General features: G+C 67.4%; 15 protein-coding genes. 9 read left to right on the plus strand and 6 right to left on the minus strand.

Annotated features, from left to right (window positions below):
- Nucleotides 1-42: 42 nt before the first annotated feature.
- Complete coding sequence (locus ACQPYM_RS37835) at nucleotides 43-921, plus strand: phosphotransferase enzyme family protein (protein ID WP_433010758.1); 879 nt, start codon at nucleotides 43-45, stop codon at nucleotides 919-921.
- Nucleotides 922-930: 9 nt separating this feature from the next.
- On the opposite strand, the gene ACQPYM_RS37840 is transcribed toward ACQPYM_RS37835, so the two are convergent.
- From ACQPYM_RS37840 to ACQPYM_RS37860, 5 genes are all read right to left on the minus strand, one after another.
- Nucleotides 931-1,839 carry a PmoA family protein gene (locus ACQPYM_RS37840; protein ID WP_433010761.1) on the minus strand — a complete coding sequence of 303 codons (909 nt, stop codon included), beginning with the start codon at nucleotides 1,837-1,839 and terminating at the stop codon, nucleotides 931-933.
- A complete protein-coding gene (locus ACQPYM_RS37845; protein WP_433010763.1) occupies nucleotides 1,840-3,042 on the minus strand; it encodes a Gfo/Idh/MocA family protein in 1,203 nt (400 codons plus the stop codon).
- A gap of 90 nt (nucleotides 3,043-3,132) precedes the next feature.
- Entirely contained in the window at nucleotides 3,133-4,461 is a 1,329-nt protein-coding gene (locus tag ACQPYM_RS37850) for an ABC transporter substrate-binding protein (RefSeq protein ID WP_433010766.1), read from the minus strand.
- A gap of 20 nt (nucleotides 4,462-4,481) precedes the next feature.
- Complete coding sequence (locus ACQPYM_RS37855) at nucleotides 4,482-5,366, minus strand: carbohydrate ABC transporter permease (RefSeq protein WP_433010769.1); 885 nt, start codon at nucleotides 5,364-5,366, stop codon at nucleotides 4,482-4,484.
- Nucleotides 5,356-6,321 carry a carbohydrate ABC transporter permease gene (locus ACQPYM_RS37860; protein ID WP_433010772.1) on the minus strand — a complete coding sequence of 322 codons (966 nt, stop codon included), beginning with the start codon at nucleotides 6,319-6,321 and terminating at the stop codon, nucleotides 5,356-5,358. Before ACQPYM_RS37860 ends, ACQPYM_RS37855 begins: the two co-directional genes overlap by 11 nt.
- A gap of 216 nt (nucleotides 6,322-6,537) precedes the next feature.
- Here ACQPYM_RS37860 and ACQPYM_RS37865 point away from each other — a divergent pair, with 216 nt between their 5' ends.
- Nucleotides 6,538-8,298, plus strand: coding sequence for a hypothetical protein (locus tag ACQPYM_RS37865; RefSeq protein WP_433010775.1), 1,761 nt, complete (start codon nucleotides 6,538-6,540; stop codon nucleotides 8,296-8,298).
- Here ACQPYM_RS37865 and ACQPYM_RS37870 read toward each other — a convergent pair.
- Nucleotides 8,295-10,172, minus strand: a complete 1,878-nt coding sequence (locus ACQPYM_RS37870; protein WP_433010778.1) for a hypothetical protein — start codon at nucleotides 10,170-10,172, stop codon at nucleotides 8,295-8,297. The two genes, ACQPYM_RS37865 and ACQPYM_RS37870, sit on opposite strands and share 4 nt — an antisense overlap.
- A gap of 181 nt (nucleotides 10,173-10,353) precedes the next feature.
- Between ACQPYM_RS37870 and ACQPYM_RS37875 the strand changes: the two genes are divergently transcribed.
- The 7 genes from ACQPYM_RS37875 (at nucleotide 10,354) to ACQPYM_RS37905 (ending at nucleotide 18,008) form a co-directional block, all read left to right on the plus strand.
- A complete protein-coding gene (locus ACQPYM_RS37875) occupies nucleotides 10,354-11,418 on the plus strand; it encodes a LacI family DNA-binding transcriptional regulator (RefSeq protein WP_433010781.1) in 1,065 nt (354 codons plus the stop codon).
- A complete protein-coding gene (locus ACQPYM_RS37880; RefSeq protein ID WP_433010784.1) occupies nucleotides 11,419-13,014 on the plus strand; it encodes an FAD-dependent oxidoreductase in 1,596 nt (531 codons plus the stop codon). It abuts the gene before it with no gap.
- Nucleotides 13,015-13,044: 30 nt separating this feature from the next.
- Entirely contained in the window at nucleotides 13,045-14,298 is a 1,254-nt protein-coding gene (locus ACQPYM_RS37885) for an ABC transporter substrate-binding protein (RefSeq protein ID WP_433010787.1), read from the plus strand.
- The gene (locus ACQPYM_RS37890) at nucleotides 14,295-15,233 is read left to right on the plus strand and encodes a carbohydrate ABC transporter permease (RefSeq protein WP_433010790.1); all 939 of its coding nucleotides are present in this window, start codon (nucleotides 14,295-14,297) and stop codon (nucleotides 15,231-15,233) included. The genes ACQPYM_RS37885 and ACQPYM_RS37890 overlap by 4 nt, the downstream gene beginning before the upstream one ends.
- Nucleotides 15,223-16,053 (plus strand): carbohydrate ABC transporter permease, encoded by an 831-nt coding sequence (locus ACQPYM_RS37895; protein WP_433010792.1) that lies wholly within the window; start codon nucleotides 15,223-15,225, stop codon nucleotides 16,051-16,053. Before ACQPYM_RS37890 ends, ACQPYM_RS37895 begins: the two co-directional genes overlap by 11 nt.
- Before the next feature lie 49 nt (nucleotides 16,054-16,102).
- Nucleotides 16,103-16,627 (plus strand): dihydrofolate reductase family protein, encoded by a 525-nt coding sequence (locus ACQPYM_RS37900; RefSeq protein ID WP_433010795.1) that lies wholly within the window; start codon nucleotides 16,103-16,105, stop codon nucleotides 16,625-16,627.
- Between the two features lie 121 nt (nucleotides 16,628-16,748).
- Nucleotides 16,749-18,008, plus strand: coding sequence for an MFS transporter (locus ACQPYM_RS37905; protein WP_433010798.1), 1,260 nt, complete (start codon nucleotides 16,749-16,751; stop codon nucleotides 18,006-18,008).
- Nucleotides 18,009-18,012 lie beyond the last annotated feature (4 nt).

The following is an 18,012-nucleotide window of genomic DNA, read 5'->3' on the forward strand; positions in this document are numbered from 1 at the left end:
GTCGAGGACACGGCGCTCCCCAGTCCGCTCTAGCCTCTGAGAGTGTTCCCGACCCTGCGCTCGCTGCCAGACCCAGAGGCCCTCCGCGGCCGACTCGCCGAGGTCTACGGCCTTCCGTTCACCGACTGCACGTTGCTGCGCTCGCTGGTCAACGATGTCTACGAGGTGACCGCGCCCGACGCGCGCTACGTGCTCAAGCTCTATCGCGCCAACCACTGGACCGTGCAGGAGATCCGCTGGGAGACAAGGCTTTTGAGGCAGTTGGTTCGGGCAGGGCTGCAGGTGCCGGAGGTGGTGGTGCTTGCCGATGGCTCCGAAGTCGGGGTGCTCGAGGCAGCCGAAGGGGACCGGCCGTACACATTGTCGACGTACCTCGCCGGGACCAAACCGCAGCCGCCCTTCGACGACGAGCTGTACCACTCGTTCGGAGTGCTGATCGCCGCGTTTCACGATGCCACTGACGACTTCCTGCCGCGCGCCCCACGTCGTCAGCCGGCTGCGGAGGGAAACCTGCTGCGGGAGCTGGCGGGCGCAGTGCGGAATCACCTTGCGCAGTACTCCGGTGTGCTTGCCCGGGGCATCTGTCACGGGGATGTCAGCCTCGACAACGTGTTCGTCACCGCGGACGGGCTCGCCCTGTACGACTTCGACCTGTCGGGCGACGGGTACCGCGCCGCCGACTTCACCGGCGTCGCGGCGACGCCGTACTGGCCGGCCTTTCTCGCCGGCTACCAGAGCCGCCGGCCGGTCTCCGATGCCGACCTCGCCGCCATCCCTTACCTCACCGTCGCGGGGCGGCTTGCCAACCTTCACTTCCACTTGGTCGACAAGCCGTTGACCCGCGGCACCGAGTCGATCGGTGAGGGCTGGGCGGCGGCGGAGCTGGCGGCGCTTCAGGAGGCCGCCGAGCGGCTGCTCTGAAGCGAAGGCCTAGGTCAGTGCCTTCAGCGCCTGGTCGGCGAGGTTTGTTGAGCGGGTGTGGTCGGAGGCTTCGTCGGCTACCAGGGTGGCGTAGCGGAAGGTGAGGGTTTCGGCTGGGGCGAAGGGGAGTTCCTCGGAGAAGAACGGGGCTGGGCAGACCGCGGCGAAGTCTTCGGAGCGGACGAACCACTCGGGCGGATGGTTCGGGTTCTCGGCGGCGTCCACGATGATCAGTGTCGATGCGCGGTCGACGGTGTCGTGCTTGCCGGAGAAGCCCATCCAGGGCGCGCGCCGGCCGCGGAGCTCGTCGCCGCCGGCGCCTTGCGGTGCGAGCACGGTGCCGCCGGTGAAGGAGCGTGGGCCGCGCCAGAACAAGCCGCCGTAGCCCGCGTTCGGGCGGCCCGCCGTGGTCGGGCTGCCGATCTGGATCGTCTCGCCGGAGACGTTCGTCATCGCCGTCTCGTAGACCAGCACCCAGCCGTCGTCGGCCAGCCGGGTGGTCAGTGTGCGCTGCTCGTCGACGACGTGCGCGCCGGCCTGCGTGTGCCAGGACAGGTGGTGCGAGAACCGGACCTGGTCGTCGGACACGTCCAGCGCGTCGATCCGGTCGTGGTCCATCGAGCCGTTGTTGTCGAGCTGCTGGTAACCGTTCTCGAGCGAGAAGGTCGGGCCGCCCCAGAAGTTCTCGTGCCCGAAGTGCGGCAGCGACCAGGTCATGCCCTTGTGCCAGACATGGTCGTGCGGACGGAACACGGAGACCAGATCACCGCCCAGCGTCCGGATCGGGTGCAGGTACGGCCGCGGCGACTCCAGCTGCGGGTCCGTCGGGCGGTACACGTAGGTGAACAGTTCGCGGTCGTCGGCCGTGACCTGGACGGACCGGCCGACGGCGTGGTTGCAACCGAGCTGCTGCGTCATCTATCGAAGCTCCGAATCTGTTGGTTGGGTGGTCCAGGGCGCGCCGAGCTCACTGAACAGCGCCTGCCGCTCCGACGCCTGCTCGATCCACTTCTCCACGTCCCGTACGACGGGATGGCGGTCGTCGCCGGTCCCTTCCCAGCTGACCAGCTCGGCCGGGATCTCAGCGGGCCGCGGCGCGGCACGGACCGCGTCGAGCACGCGGGTGAAACCGCCGGTCCCCTCCAACGGTGCGAGCAACGGCACCCCGTCACGCCGGTGGTCGAGAAGGTTGGCCAGCAATTCATCCCGCCCGTACTGCGTTGTGGTGGTGCCGTCGGCGGTCGTGATCTCGAGTTCGTCGAGGTTGTAGCGCAGTACGGCGCGGCCCTTCGAGCCGTAGACCGTCACCAGAGGTGGCGTGGTTTCCACGGCGCACAGGGTGAAGGCGGCGAGGATGGTGGTGCCGCGGGTGGTGCGGATGCGCACGGTCGAGGTGTCGTCGGCCTCGATCGGGTTGGCGTGGAAGAGTTCGGTCTCGACCGACTCCACCTGGTCGGCACGACCGGATCCGTCCACCAGTAGAGCGGCGGCCACCGAGTGAGCGAAGGGGTTCGTCACCGCCCCGTCCACCACCGCGACGCCGTCGAGAGTCCGGCGGCCGGCCCACTTCGCGCGTTGCCAGTAAGCCTGTGTCCGCACCCAGGTGCCCGAGGCACCGATTCCTCGGACCTCACCCAAGGTGCCCTCGGCAACCATCGACGCAAGCGCTCGGACCGCTCCCGAGCCGTGCGCCTGGAACCCGATCTGGCAAATGCGCCCGGTCTCGGCAACGATCGCCGACAACCGCTCGAACTCTTCCAGCGAAGGCGTCGGCGGCTTCTCCAGCAACACGTCCGCACCCGCGCGCAGAGCCAGCTCGGCCAACGGGACATGCGTGTGGATCGGCGTACAGATGACCACTACATCGACCTGCTCAGCCGCCAGCAGCTCCGCCAGATCGGAGTACACGGCTGGAGCGGGATTGATGGCCAGCTGTTTCGACGTCGGCGGCCGGGGGTCGGCTACGGCGGTGAAGTGGCAGTGGCCGGCGGCTGCGAGCTGGGCGGCGTGGGTGACGTGCGTTGCGCCGTGCCCGTGGATGCCCACCACCGCGACCCTCGGGAGCGCGTTCACCGTCGCCTGCTCCGAACCGCCTGTCTCGTCCGACCGTACTTCCGGCACCGAATCTCTCCTGTCGTTCAGCAACCCGCCGACGGAATCCGTCGACGGGTCGCACCGAACTTCACGTTCTGCCACTGCCCTCGGCAAAGGCTATTTCAGTTCTCCGTTGACCTCGTCGATGAACGCCTTGGCCGCTTGGTCAGGTTTCTGCCGACCGAACATCACCTCGGTCGTGTACCGCTGGATGATCTTCTCCACCTGCCCACCACCGACCGGCGGCGGCGGGGACGGCTCGCCGAGCTCCTTGGCGATGCCCTGGATGAAGGCCAGCGACGCGGCGTCGGCGGGCTTCAGCTTCGGCGCGACGGCGGCGCGGATCTCGGTGTTCGGCGGTACGCCGCGCTCGGCCAGCAACACGTCACCGGCGGCGGTGCTGTTCGCCAGGTAGCTGACGAACTTCGCGGCCTCCTTGGGGTGCTTCGACCGCGACGAGATCGACCAGAACATCGAGCCCTTGTAGTACGAGCCGTTCTCGGTCGCCTTGCCGCTGACGCTGGGCAGCCGGAGCAGCTTCAGTTCCTGTCCGGAAGCCTTGCTCAGGGCGTTCAGCTGGTTGCTCCAGGCGTAGCTCATGGCCAGCTTGCCGGTCGCCATCCCGCCCTGGTCGAGCGGCGCGTTCATGTCCTGCGAGGTGAACTCCGCCGACGGCGTGGCCTTGGCGTCGCGCATCTTCAGCAGGTTGGTGTAGAAGTCGGTCACCACCCCCGGGGTGACGCCGACCTTGCCGTCCTTGGTGAACAGCGACTCACCGCGCTGGCGGGCCCACACGTTCAGGCTCGCGTCGTTGGTCCCGTACGCGCCGGTGCCCCAGCCCTTGCCGTTCAGCTTGGTGCTGATCTGCGCGGCGATCTGGGTGTACTGGTCCCAGGTCCAGGTCTTGTCGTCGGGCAACGGCACTCCAGCCGCCTTGAAGACCGCCGGGTTCGCCACGATCGTGAACGCGTTGATGCCCGCGCTCAGTCCGTACAGCCCACCGTCGAACTCACCAGCGCCCAAGGTGTCCGGCTCGAACTTGCCCGTGTCCAGGCCTTCGGCCTTCTTCAGGTCCAGCAGCGCCCCGCGCTTGGCGTACTCGCGCAGGTACTTCTCGTCCATCTGGATGACGTCCGGCGCGTCGTTGGCGGCGACCGTGGTGGCGAGCTTGTCCCAGTAGCCCGACCATTCGCCGTACTCGCCCTTGATCTTGATCTTCGGGTTTTCCTTCTGGAAGGCGTCGATCACCTCCTGGGTGATCTTGTGCCGGGTGTCGGATCCCCACCAGTTGAACCGGAGGGTGACCTCGCCGTCCGCGTTGGCGCCGCCACCGGAGTCGCCGCCACAGGCACTGGCGGCTAACAGACTGGTGGCGATCGCGACGGCAGCGACGGCGCGCAGCCGGCGTGGCCCCCTACTTGACCTCGTTCGGGTGAACGGCCTCATGACTTGTACCTTTCGCGGGGTTACTTGATGCCGGTGGTGGCGATGCCCTTGACCAGGAAGCGCTGGCCGAGCAGGAAGGCGAGGAAGACCGGGACCAGCGAGACGACGGACATCGCGAACATCGAGCCCCAGCTGGTGCTGGCGGTGGCGTCGACGAACGACCGCAGCGCGACCGGCACGGTGTACATCTTCGGATCGGTCAGGTAGATCAGCTGGCTGAAGAAGTCGTTCCAGGTCCAGATGAACGTGAAGATCGTGGTGGTGGCCAGGGCCGGCACCATCAGCGGCAGGATCACCCGCAGGAAGATGCCGGTCTTGCTGCAGCCGTCGATCCGGGCCGCCTCGTCCAGCTCGCGCGGGATGCCCCGGATGAACTGGACCATCAAGAAGATGAAGAACGCGTCGGTGGCCAGCAGCTTGGGCACCACCAGCGGGAGGAACGTGTTGATCCAGCCCGCCTGCGAGAACAAGATGTACTGCGGCACGATCACCACGTGGATCGGCAGCATGATCGTGACCAGCATGATCGCGAACCAGAACTTCTTGCCGACGAAGTCCAGCCGGGCGAACGCGTACGCCGCCATCGAGCAGGACACCAGGTTGCCCAGGATCGCCCCCAGCACCACCGCCGCGGAGTTCAGCAGGTACCGGGTGAACGGCTCGGTCAACGCGTTCCAGCCGACCCGGTAGTTGCTGATCTGCAGGTCGCGGATCAGGATCCCGGGTTCGCGGAAGATCTCGTCGCCGGGCCGCAGTGAGCTGACGATCATCCAGATCACCGGATAGAGCATCACCAGCGCGGCCGCGGCCAGCGCAACATGGACCAGGAAGGGCTTGATCCGCTTCCAGCCGAATCCCGTGCTGCGGGCGGCGGGAACGGTACGGCCGATCGTTTCAGTCGTCATAGAACACCCAGTACTTCGAGGCGACGAAGTTCGCCGCGGTGAGGACGGCGATGATGACGAGCAGGAACCACGCCATCGCCGAGGCATAGCCCATGTCGAAGTTGCCGAAGCCACGGTCGTACAGGTAGAGCGTGTAGAACATCGTGGAGTCGGACGGACCACCGGTGCCACCGGAGACCACGAAGGCCTGCGTGAACGACTGGAACGCGTGGATGATCTGCAGCACCAGGTTGAAGAAGATGATCGGGGTGAGCAGCGGCATCGTGATGGTGCGGAACCGGCGCCACGCGCCGGCCCCGTCGACGGAGGCGGCTTCGTAGTACATGGCGGGGATCTGCCGCAGGCCGGCCAGGAAGATCACCATCGGGGCACCGAAGGTCCAGACGTTCAGCGCGACCAGGGTGCCGAGCGCGGTGCTCGGGTCGGAGATCCAGCCCTTGCCCTCGATACCGACCTGCGCGAGCAACTGGTTGAGCAGTCCCTCGGTGCCGAACACCTGCTTCCACAGGATCGCGATGGCGACGCTGGAGCCGAGCAGCGACGGCAGGTAGAAGATCGACCGGTAGAAGGCCATCCCGCGGACACCGCGGTCCAGGACGACGGCCAGCAGCAGAGCCAGCGCGAGCTGCAGGGGAACCGAGACCAGGACGTAGGTGAAGGTGACGCGCAGCGAGTTGTGCAGCCGCTCGTCGGACAGCATCCGGGAGAAGTTCTCCAGGCCGATCCACTCCGGCGGCTGGATCAGGTTGTAGTCGGTGAACGCCAGGTACAGCGAGGCGATCATCGGCCCGACGGTGATCACGAACAGCCCGATCAGCCAGGGCGTCAGGAACAGATACGCAGCCAGATTGTCTTTCTTCTTGCCTGCCTTCACCGGCCGGCCCGGCGGCCGGTCAGGCTCTTGCTCAGACGGTTTTTTCCGCCTGAGCGTGCCAAGTTCACTCAGCGCGCTCATTCCTTCTTTCCTCCGGAAAGTCTCGAGGCTGGGAACCTGGTCGCGGAAAGCGTTTGCCCAGGTCGGTCAACATAGCCGGGGAACCGGTTCCAGACAAGACTTTTCCAGTAATTACCGAGGCCAGATCCGGTCACTTGCCAAGTCTTGACAAAGTCGGGCGCCGGAGGAACAGTACTGGGCATTTGGCAACCGCTTTCCCTGCCTGTGGAGGCCCTTATGCAGCGTCGGACGTTCCTGGCCGGATCCCTCGGAACCCTGGCCGCCGGTAGCCTTCCGGCCGGGTCGGCGGTGGCTGCCGCCGACGCTGATGCCGGCGTTGACGCGGAATTCCTCAACCTGCTGACGAAATTCAACGAGGCGCAGATCCCGCTCGTCCTGGACAGCTATCGCAGTACTACGGACAGCCCACGCGGGACCGCCCGGAAAGCACGCCGGCTGGTTTCCGGCTATGTCTGGGAGCGGTCCGCCCGCCACCACGACAGCAGCCTGCTCGCCCCGCTGGCATTCCTGGTCGACCGGCTCGCGACGCTGCAGCACGATGACGGCACCTACGACATCGGCAACCTGCACTCGCCGCCGGACAGCGCCTTCGCGCTGCAGGACCTCTGCATGATCCAGGAACTGCTGCAGGCCGATGACACCACCGCGACCGAACCGGTCCGCGTCGGCCTCGAACGCATCATCCGCAAGGCCGGCCCCGCGCTGGCCACCGGCGGCGTCCACACGCCGAACCACCGGTGGGAGATCTCGGCCGCACTCGCCCGGATCAACCACCTCTACCCCGACCGCCGGTACGCCGCCCGCATCGACGACTGGCTCGACGAGGGCATCGACGCGACCCCCGACGGTATCTACAGCGAACGCAGCTCCACGTACGCCTCGGAGGTGACGAACCCTTCGCTGCTGACGATCGCGTGGTTGCGCCGCAAGCCCGAACTGTTGCCCTTCATCAGCAGAAACCTCGCTGCCACCCTGTACCTGCTGGAGCCGAACGGCGAAGTGGACGCGGTCGCCTCCCGCCGGCAGGACCAGACCCGGATCCGCGAGCTCTGGTGGTACCTGACCCAGTTCCGCGAGCTCGCCCTGCACGACCGCGACGGCCGGTTCGCCACCATCGCCAAGGACATCGAGCGCCGCGGCACCGGTGAACTCGGCGACTTCCTCGCCGAGGTCCTCGAGCGTCCCGGCCTCGCCGCGAAACTCCCGGCCGCGGCACCGGTGCCGACCGACTTCGTCCAGGAGTTCCCCGCGCACGCACTGGCCCGCCTCCGCCGCGGCGCCCGGACCGCGACGATCTTCGGTGGCACCGACTTCCACGACATCCCGGTCATCGCGTCCGGGTTGTCGACGAACCCCACCTTCTTCCGGTTCCGCAGCGGGGCCGCGATCCTCGACTCCGTCCGGTTGTCACCGCAGTTCTTCAGCACCGGGCACTTCCGCAGCGACGGCCTGCGCCGCACCGGCCCCCGCAGCTTCCGGCTCGGCGACGAGGTGAAGGTCCCGTACCACCTGCCGCTGCCGAAGCGGTACCGGCGAAGCGACGGCCTCTACGCGTTGACCGACGAAGGCCGCTTCTACGCCATGATGGACTTCCCGCACCGGCCGAAGCAGTACCGGACCCTGACCACCTCGGTCACCGTGACCGAGGTGAGTAACGGGTTCGATCTCGCCATCGAGCTGGCCGACTCCGAGGTACCGTTCGCGATCGAGCTGTGCTTCCGGAACGGCGGCACGCTCAGAGGAGTCCAGCAACTCGATGCCGCTGGCAACTACCAGCTGGTCGAGGGGACCGGCAGCTACACGGTCGGCACCGACCGGATCGAGTTCGGCCCCGGCAACGGACCGGCCCGCGTGACCATGGACCCAGGCGAGCGCTACACCCACCTGAACGGCAGCCTGACCCCCGACGGTCAACGCGTCTACATCACCGGCCGCTCCCCCGCCCGCCTCACTCTCAGCCTCCGCGCAGCCTCTTAGGTGTTCAGACGGACGGTGGTCTCGAGGGTGCCGTTGTGGGGGACTCGGAGGACGTGGACTCGGCGGCGCTGGTCGCTGAGATAGGTGCGCGATGAGGTGGTGAGGGACGCCGTGCGGGGGCCGGTCCAGGTGATGGTGATTGTTGTGCGGCCGCGGCGGATGGTCAGGCCGTCCGCGGTGACTGTGCGGCTTTCGTTGTAGGGGACGGCCGTGCCGTTGGAGAAGATGACCTCGTCGCCGGGTTGGAGGACGAGTGGGATCTGTTCGGTTGCTGCTGAGGTGGCTGCGACTCGGCGAGTGACGTGCGAGGTGCCCGTGATCAGGTCGGTGACGACCGAGGAGTCCGTGGTGCGGTAATGGACCAGATCCTTCGACCTGTACTCCGCGGTCAGGTCGCCGTCCGAGTCTGGTTTGCCGGCCCGGACTGTGCCCCAGCAGCCTGTGGTCGTTTGCTGGGAGTGGATGATCGTGCCCGCCGACGGGTGCCAGAGGAAGCCGGTGCCTGCTTTGACGACAGAGCCTGGGCGCTTGCCGAAGAAGGCGCCGAGATAGAAGCCGGGACGACGGATATAGAGGTAGTCCTGGTTCTCGACCTCGTCGCGGCGGAGCTCGGTGAAGTTGTCGCGCCTGAGGTAGGGCACGCGCTCGATCGCGGCTGTCTTGGCGGCGCGGCTCGGGAGGCGTTCGCCGTACGGGGCGTGGGCGATGATGCGGGGTGAGGTGTTCTGCTTGGCCAGCACTGGCACGGGTGCTGGGTCGGCGGCCCAGGCGGCTCGGGTGGTGGCTCTGTCCTCGCGGGAGGTGAAGAATGCCGCGAGCTCGGGTACCGCGGGAACGAAGAGTGAACCGAGGTTGGTGCGATCCGGGTCGGGGACGACCTCGTCGTAGTACGCCGTGGCGGTTCGGTCGGAGACCGCGTAGTACGTGAGCCAGCCGGAGTTGTCCGGTTCGCGGAGCAGGTTGTAGCCGAACCAGTCGGTGAATCTGCGGGTCATCGTGACGAGCGCGGGATGCCTCGTCAGCAGGTGCAGCTCGGCCATCTCGGGGAGCATCACCTCGAAGTTGTAGTTGATGTCCATCCCGCGCGGGTCGTAGAAGAAACCGACTGGGCTCTGCGACCAGCGGGCGCAGTACCGGATGCGTTCTTCCAGTCGTTGCCACATCGCGCGATCTGGCAGCAAAGTAAGGGCGAGTGCGGAGCCGGCGACACCGGCGACGGCCTGGTTCGTGTACTGGAAGGGATCGTCCCAGACGACGGTGTTGGCCGGGTCGAGGTACCAGGCGACTCCCTTGCGCAAGGCAACTTCCAGCTCCGCGCGACGGGTGGGAAGAGCTTTGGCCTGGCGAAGGTTCGCGAGGGTTTTGGCGAGGTAGCCGAGGCCGAATCCGCTGGATGCCTTGCCGCGTTCGCCGGGTGCGTACTCCGGCCAGGAACCGTCGGGGTTCTGGAGTCGCAGGTAGTGCTGGAGGGCGGCGTCGAGGCGGGCCAGCAGGGCTGGGTCCCCGGAGTACGGGTTCCAGTGGCGGCGGTTGGCGTAGTACCAGCTGAGGGTGAAGACGTGTTCCTGGATGCGGGCATTGAAGGGCTGCGCGGGAGTCCGCCACCAACCGCCGGCCATGAACCCGTACGTCGGTCCGTCGGTGTCGACGATGTCGTTCGTCAGCGGCGCGAGCGTTGTGAGGTAGGGGGCGAAGCGTTGTTCGAGTGGGGCGAACAGGCGGCGGTCGGGTGCGCCCGGTGGGAGGGGCTGGAGCAGCGGGAGGGTTCCCGCGGCTCGGGCGGTTGGAGCGGCTTGCGCGGGTGGGGCGGTGAGGGCGGGGGTGAGGGCGGCGGCCGCGGTACCGGCCAGCAGCGTTCGTCGGGTCAGTGGCATGGACGGCCTCCTGGAGTGGGGTCTGGTCGAGGAGTTTTGTTTCGGTTCCGCGGTGGCGTCAAGGGGATGTCGCTGCTAATTCGTATTACCAAGGCGATCTGCTCTTGACGGTCCGGAAACAGCCGGTCTACCGTTCCGGAGCAGGTGACCGGCAATACGTATTACTCAAGGAAGGTGGCGGATGACAGAGCGGCTGACCCAGCGGGACATCGCCCGGCTGGCCCGGGTGAGTCAGACGACTGTCTCCCTGGTTCTGAACAACCGGACCGCCGCGTCGGCGCGGATCCCGGCCGAGACGCGCGACCGGGTGCTGAAGGTGATCCGGGAGACCGGGTACGTCGCCGACCCGCTGGCGCGCCGGCTGTTGCAGCAGCGCAACCAGATTCTCGGGGTGTTCACCTACGAGCCGGTGTTCCCGAGTGCGAGCGCCGATTTCTACCACCCGTTCCTGAGCGGGATCGAGCAGAGCGCGGAGGAACTCGGCTGCGACCTGCTGCTGTTCACCAGCGCACCGGTCACCGACGGGCAGCGGCTCGTCTTCCACGAGAACAACCGGCTCCGGATCGCCGACGGGTCGCTGCTGCTGGGCCGCCGGATCCCCACCGACGAACTCAGCCGCCTGGTCACCGAGAACTACCCCTTCGTCTGCGTCGGCCGCCGCGACAACCCCGCACTCCCCGACGGCACCCCAGTCACCATCCCGTACGTCGGCGCCGACTACACCACCGCAACCGCCACAGTCACCGCCCAAGCCCTTCAACTCGGCCACACCCACCTCGCCTTCGTAGGCCCAGGCGAAGGAGCAGAGTCATCAGCAGACCGCCTGGCGGGCTTCCGCCAGGTAGCCCCTCACGGCCTTCACCTCTCCCCAGCAGAGCGTGGCGCCACCCCCACCACCCCGCCCGCGGAGCGGGCGGTTGGTGAGCTCCTTGGGGAGCTGCTGGAGCGTGGCGTCACCGCGGTGTTTGTTGAGGATCTGGCTGACGCTGCCGCACTGGCGGACGCGGCTCGGCAGCGCGGGCTGGACATCCCAGCGGACTTGTCGGTGGTCGCGTTGGGTGATGCGAGTCGGCCGGTGGCTGGGGATACCGACTACTCGGGGTTTCACATTCCGCGGCAGGAGATGGGGCGGCGGGCGGTCGGGTTGCTCGACGCGATCCTGTCCGGCGAAGAGGCCGAGGCCCAGCAACTGCTGCCCTGTGAGCTCGTCGACGGAAGCACACTCAGCAAACCGAGAGGTTCCTAGATGCACACGGACGTCCTGATCATCGGTGGCGGCCTCGGCGGAGTCGCCGCGGCCTTGTCCGCCCTGCGCGCCGGCCGGTCGGTGGTGATGACCGAGGAGTACGACTGGCTCGGTGGCCAGCTGACCAGCCAGGCCGTACCACCGGACGAGCACACCTGGGTGGAGCAGTTCGGCATCACCGCCTCCTACCGCGCTCTCCGCGAAGGCATCCGCGACTACTACCGCCGCTACTACCCCCTCACCGCGGAGTCCCGGGCAGCAGCGGAGCTCAACCCCGGCGCCGGCTACGTCTCGAAGCTCTGCCACGAACCACGAGTGGCCGTGGCCGTGCTGGAGTCCATGCTCGCCCCGTACCGCGCCAGCCGCCGCCTGCAGGTGCTCCAGCCCTACAAGCCAGTTGACGCCTCGACCGACGGCGACCGCGTGACATCCGTCGTAGTACAGCACCGAGACACCGCAGAGCAGCTCACGCTCACCGCGCCGTACGTGCTGGACGCTACTGAGACCGGGGAGCTGCTGCCGCTCACAGGTACGGAGTACGTGACCGGCTTCGAGTCGCAGGCCGCTACCGGCGAACCCAGCGCACCGGATGAGGCGCAGCCGCTCAACATGCAGGCGGTGTCCTTCTGCTTCGCGGTTGACCACGTCGACGGCAACCAGGTCGGGGACAAGCCGGCCAACTACGAGTTCTGGCGGGACTACCAGCCGGCGTTCTGGGGCGACCGGATGCTGTCGTGGAACGCCCCGGATCCGCGGACCCTCGCGACCTCGCCCCGGACCTTCACCCCCAACCCGGACGACGATCCGCTGGCGGTGGTCGCCGACCAGCGGCGTACCGGCGGGGACACCAACTTGTGGACGTTCCGGCGGATCGCTGCCCGGCGGCACTTCCGGCCGGGCGCCTACGAGTCCGACATCTGCCTGGTGAACTGGCCGATGATCGACTACCTCGAAGGACCGGTGTTCGACGTACCGGATGCTGCCAAGCATCTGGAGGGCGCGAAGGAATTGTCCCAAGCGGTCTTCTACTGGCTCCAGACCGAGGCGCCCAGACCGGACGGCGGCACCGGCTTCCCGGGGCTGCGGCTTCGCGGCGACCTGCTGGGTTCAGCCGACGGTCTCGCGCAGGCTCCCTACATCCGTGAGTCGCGGCGCATCGCAGCGGAGTACACGGTGGTCGAGCAGGACCTGTCGGTCGCAGTACGCGGGTCGAAGGGCGCTGCGGAGTACGGCGACAGCGTGGGCATCGGCATGTACCGGATCGACCTGCACCCGTCGACCGGCGGCGACAACTACATCGACGTAGCGAGCAGCCCGTTCCGGATCCCGCTCGGGGCACTGATCCCGCAACGGGTCGAGAACCTGCTGCCCGCCAGTAAGAACCTCGGCACGACGCACATCACCAACGGCTGCTACCGGCTGCACCCGGTCGAGTGGAACATCGGCGAGGCCGCGGGACTGCTCGCCGCCTTCTGCCTGGACCGTGGCGTCAGCCCGCGCGCGGTCCGCAACTCCCCTGCTCTGCTCAGCGACTTCCAGGCAGTACTGGTCGCCCAGGGCGTCGAACTGAGCTGGCCAGCCATCGAAGGTTACTGAGCACTGGCTACTGATGGAGGACTGACCACCATGAAACTCCGATTCCTCACCGCGGCCGTCTCGGCTGCCGCACTACTGGCCGCGGCCGGCTGCGGCGGCGGTTCCGACGACGCGGGCTCCTCCGGCCCGATCGACCTGCGGATGACGATCTGGAGCGCGAACGCCAAGCACACCGCGCTGTTCGACCAGATCGCTGCCGCGTACAAGAAGGACCATCCGGAGATCGGCAAGATCACCTTCGAGCCGATCCCGTTCGACAGCTACACGACCGCACTGACCACCCAGATCGGTGGCGGTAACGCGCCGGATCTGGCCTGGATCCTGGAGAGTACGGCGCCGGACTTCGTCTCGTCGGGTGCGCTGGAGCCGATCGACAAGGATCCGGATCTGTTGCCGAGCGCAACCGCTACCTGGGAGCAGGACGGCAAGCTGTTCGCCTATCCGTTCTCCACCTCGCCGCTGGGAGTCTTCGTCAACACCGACCTGGTGACGGCGGCCGGACGACCGACTCCCGCGGCACAGATCGCGGCCGGCACCTGGACCTGGGAGCAGGCAGTCGCGACCGGGGCCGCAGTACAGGCGAAGACCGGCAAGGGCGGGATCGTCGTCGGCGACTTCGACTTCAAGGGCTGGGACACGCTGAACTCGATCTGGGCCGGCTGGGGCGCGCGGCCGTGGAGCGAGGACGGCAAGAGCTGCGGGTTCGACCAGCAGCCGATGATCGACGCGATGACGTTCATCCACAAGATGGTGTTCACCGACCAGGCGATGCCGGGTCCGGGCCGGACGACCGACTTCTTCGCCGGGGACGCGTCGATGGTGCTCACCCAGATCAGCCGCGCCGCGCTGCTGGAGAAGGCGAAGTTCAAGTGGGATCTGGTCCCGCTGCCGAAAGGGCCGGCCGGTGAGTACTCCGTCGTCGGGCAGGCCGGGATCGGCGTACTGAAACGCGGCAAGCATGCCGACGAGGCGAAGAAGTTCCTGGCCTACTTCACCAACCAGGAGAACACCGCCAAGCTCGCCCAGTTCTTCCCGCCGCCGCGCAAGTCGCAGCTCACCAGCGAGATCCTGGCCAAGGCGAACCCGCTGCTCAAGCCCGCGCAGCTGCAGAGCGTCGTGATCAACGGGATCGAACGCGGTGACATCAAGACCAGCCACACCGGGTACGCCGAACTGCAGCAGTCCGTTCGCGCCGCACTCGATCCGTTGTGGAAGCCGGACGCTGACGTGAAGGCTGTCCTGTCGGGTGTCTGCTCGAAGATCAATCCCCTGCTGAGCAAATGACCACCTTGTTGGAGAAGCAGGTCGTCACACAGCCGGCCGCCAAAGCTCCGCCGTACTGGACGATGCGGCGGCGGGACGAGCTGGCCGGCTGGCTGTTCGTCGCGCCGCAGCTGGCCGGGATCGTTGCCTTCGTCATCGTTCCGCTCGGGCTGGTGGTCTGGTACAGCCTGCACGAGTGGAACGTGCTGGCCGGCACCTTCGACTTCGTTGGCGGCAGCAACTACCAGGCCCTGGCCGACGATCCGCGGCTTGGACCGGCGTTGCGGGCGACCGGGATGTTCTCGGTCGGGCTGGTGGTGCTGAATCTCAGCCTGGCGCTGTTCCTGGCCGTCCTGCTGAACCAGAAGCTGCGTGGGACCGTCGTCTTCCGGACCCTGTTCTTCTCGCCGGTCGTGGTGACACTGGTCGCCTGGACGATCGTGTGGGGCTTCCTGCTGCAGGACAACGGCGGGATCAACGGCTTCCTCAACCTGGTCGGCATCGACGGTCCCAACTGGCTGCGGGGCGACACGACGGCGATGATCTCGGTGATCGTCGTGCAGCTGTTCAAGGGCGTCGGGCTGAACATGGTGCTGTTTCTCGCTGCCCTGCAAGGCGTTCCGGCCGAGCTCTACGAGGCGGCCCGGATCGACGGGGCGTCCGCGTGGGCCCGGTTCCGGCGGGTGACGGTGCCGTTGATCAGCCCGACGATCCTGCTCACCTCGATCCTGACGGTGGTCGGTTCACTGCAGGTGTTCGCGCAGATCGCAGTACTGACGCAGGGCGGTCCCGGTACGTCGACGACCGTGCTCGTCTACTACCTGTACCAGCAGGCGTTCCAGTTCCATCACTTCGGCTACGGCGCCACCATCTCGTTGCTGCTCTTCGTCATCGTGCTCGCGCTGACGGTCCTGCAGTGGCGGATGCGGCGGAGGTGGACCTTCTATGAGTCGTAAGACGAAACTTCTCCTGTACGGCGTACTGCTGGTCTGCTGCATCCCGTTCGTCTTCCCGACCTGGTGGATGGCGACCGCTTCGCTGAAGCCGGTGAACGACATCTTCGCGTTCCCGCCGTCACTCCTGCCGCGCTCGGCGACGCTGGAGGCGTACCGGCAGGTCTTCGAGTTGCAGCCGTTCGGCCGGCAGTACCTGAACAGTTGCTACATCGCCGTGATCGTCACGCTCGGGACCCTGGTGATCTCGTCGCTGGCCGGTTACGGCTTCGCCCGGATCAAGTTCCGCGGCGCGGGCGTCGTGTTCGTGATCGTGCTCGCCGGGCTGCTGGTGCCGAACGAGGTGACGATCATCCCGCTGTACCGGATGTTCGACTCGCTCGGCCTGGTGAACACGCACTGGCCGCTGATCCTGATCCCGATGCTCGGCGCGCCCAGTGTGCTGGCGACGTTCATCATGCGGCAGTTCTTCATCACGCTGCCCCGCGAGCTGGAGGAGGCCGGCCGCGTCGACGGTCTCGGCCGGCTCCGGCTGTTCTGGCAGATCGCCCTGCCGCTGTCCCGGCCGGCTCTCGGCGCGGTCGCGATCTTCACCTTCCTGCACAGCTGGAACCTGTACCTGGAACCGATCGTCTTCCTGTCCAGCAAGGACAAGTTCACCATCCCCCAGGCCCTCACCCAGTACGTCGACGCCTACGGCGGCGCGATGTGGAACGTCCAGCTCGCGGCCGCCACGATGAGCGCGCTCCCGGTCCTCATCGTCTTCGTCCTGGCCCAACGCCACTTCGTCGAAGGCCTCGCCCAAACCGGCCTCAAAGGCTGATGGCGATCCCTTGCTGGGGTCTGTCGGTGACGGGCTGTACAAAGGGAGGGTGAGTTTTCATGGGGCGGTTTTCATTGCGACCAGTCTGGACGGGTTCATCGCGCGGCCGGACGGGTCGATCGACTGGCTGACCGAGCGGGGCGAGCAGGCGGGCGACACCGGGTACGACGAGTTCATGACGGCGGTCGACACCGTCGTGCTGGGCCGCAGCACCTACGAGAAGGTGCTCACCTTCGGCTTCTGGCCTTACGAGGGCAAGCAGGTCGAGGTGCTGAGCACCACGCTGGACCCGGATGCCGACGAGCGGATCATCGTGCACCGCACCCTCGACGGGCTGGTCCAGACGCTGGAGGAGCGCGGCGCCAAACGGGTCTACGCCGACGGCGGCCGGGTGATCCAGACGTTCCTGCGAGCCGGCCTGCTGAACGAGCTGACCATCACCGTGGTCCCCGTCCTCCTCGGCCGGGGCATCCCGCTGTTCGGCGAACTCGACGCCGACATCGCCCTCACCCACAACGCCACCCGCACCCTCGGTGCCGGCCTGATCCAGTCGGACTACACCGTCAAACGCTAGAACATCACCTGAGCGGGAGCCGGCAGGACGCCGAGCGCCGCGTTGGTGGCCGCCCTCGCCGTACCAGGCTCCGAGCAAATGCGTTTGCCTGGGGGCGGGGTCGGGAGCAGAATCGATCCTTGTGCCTGGGCCGGGGAGTTTGTTCGCCGATGTGACGCCGTTGCGGGAGTCGGTGGAGTTTCGGTGGTTGTGGGCCGGGCAGTCGCTGTCGTCGATCGGCAGCATGATGACGATGGTCGCGGTCGCGATCCAGACCTACGACCTGACCGGCTCGTCGGTTGCCGTCGGCGCGATCAGTCTGGCTTCGCTGCTGCCCACGCTGGTGCTCGGGTTGTTCGGCGGGTCGATCGCCGACGCGGTCGACCGGCGGCGACTCGTGCTGCTGACCGGCAGCGGGCTGATGGCCGTCTCGCTGGTGTTCGCGCTGCAGGCGTTGCTGGACTGGCGTCAGGTCTGGCTCCTTTACTTGCTCACGGCAATTGCTTCCGCGCTGTCGGCGATCGATACGCCTGCCCGGCGTACCTTCATCCCCCGGGTGCTGCCGCTGGAACGGCTTCCCGCCGCGGCCGCGCTGTCCCAGTTGTCCTTCCAGGTCGCGATCATCGCCGCGCCGGTGCTGGCCGGAGTACTGATCGCGACGGCCGGCCTGGAAGCGGCGTACGGGCTGGACGCGTTGACCTTCGTCGCGGTGCTGGTGAGCGTACGGCGGCTGCCGCCGATGCCGCCTGAGGGCGGTGGGTCGGGCGTCGGGCTGCGGTCGGTGGTGGAAGGGCTCAAGTACGCCGCGAACCACAAGCTGATCGGGATGATCTTCCTGATCGACCTCAACGCCACCGTGCTGGCGATGCCGACCGCGCTCTTCCCCGCGCTCGCCGCGACCCACTTCGGCGGCGGCCCGCGGACGGTCGGCTACCTGTTCGCCGCGATCGGCGTCGGCGGCCTGATCGCCGCCGTCCTGTCCGGCCCGCTCGGACGCCTCCGCCACCAGGGCCGCGCGATGCTCATCTCGGTGGCGATCTGGGGCGCGGGTATCGGCGCGGTCGGTCTGACCCGCTCGATCTGGCTGGCCGTCGTCTTCCTCGCGATCGCCGGCGCGGCCGACATCGTCACCACTGTCTTCCGCGCGACGATCCTGCAGACCAAAACACCGGACGAACTCCGCGGCCGGCTCAACTCCCTCGACTTCATCATCGGCCTGGGCGGCCCCAACCTCGGCAACGTCCGGGCCGGCGCGGTGGCCGGCCTCTTCGGCCCGGTCACCAGCATCATCGCGGGTGGCGCAGCCTGCGTCCTGGGCATCATGCTCCTGACCGCCAACAGACCGTTCCGCCGGTACGACGCAAAGGCCGACGACACGAAGGCCGACGCCGGAGCGGGCTAACCGC

Origin of the sequence: Kribbella sp. CA-294648 (assembly GCF_050943845.1) — a bacterium.
In the GTDB taxonomy this organism is placed as follows: Bacteria; Actinomycetota; Actinomycetes; order Propionibacteriales; family Kribbellaceae; genus Kribbella.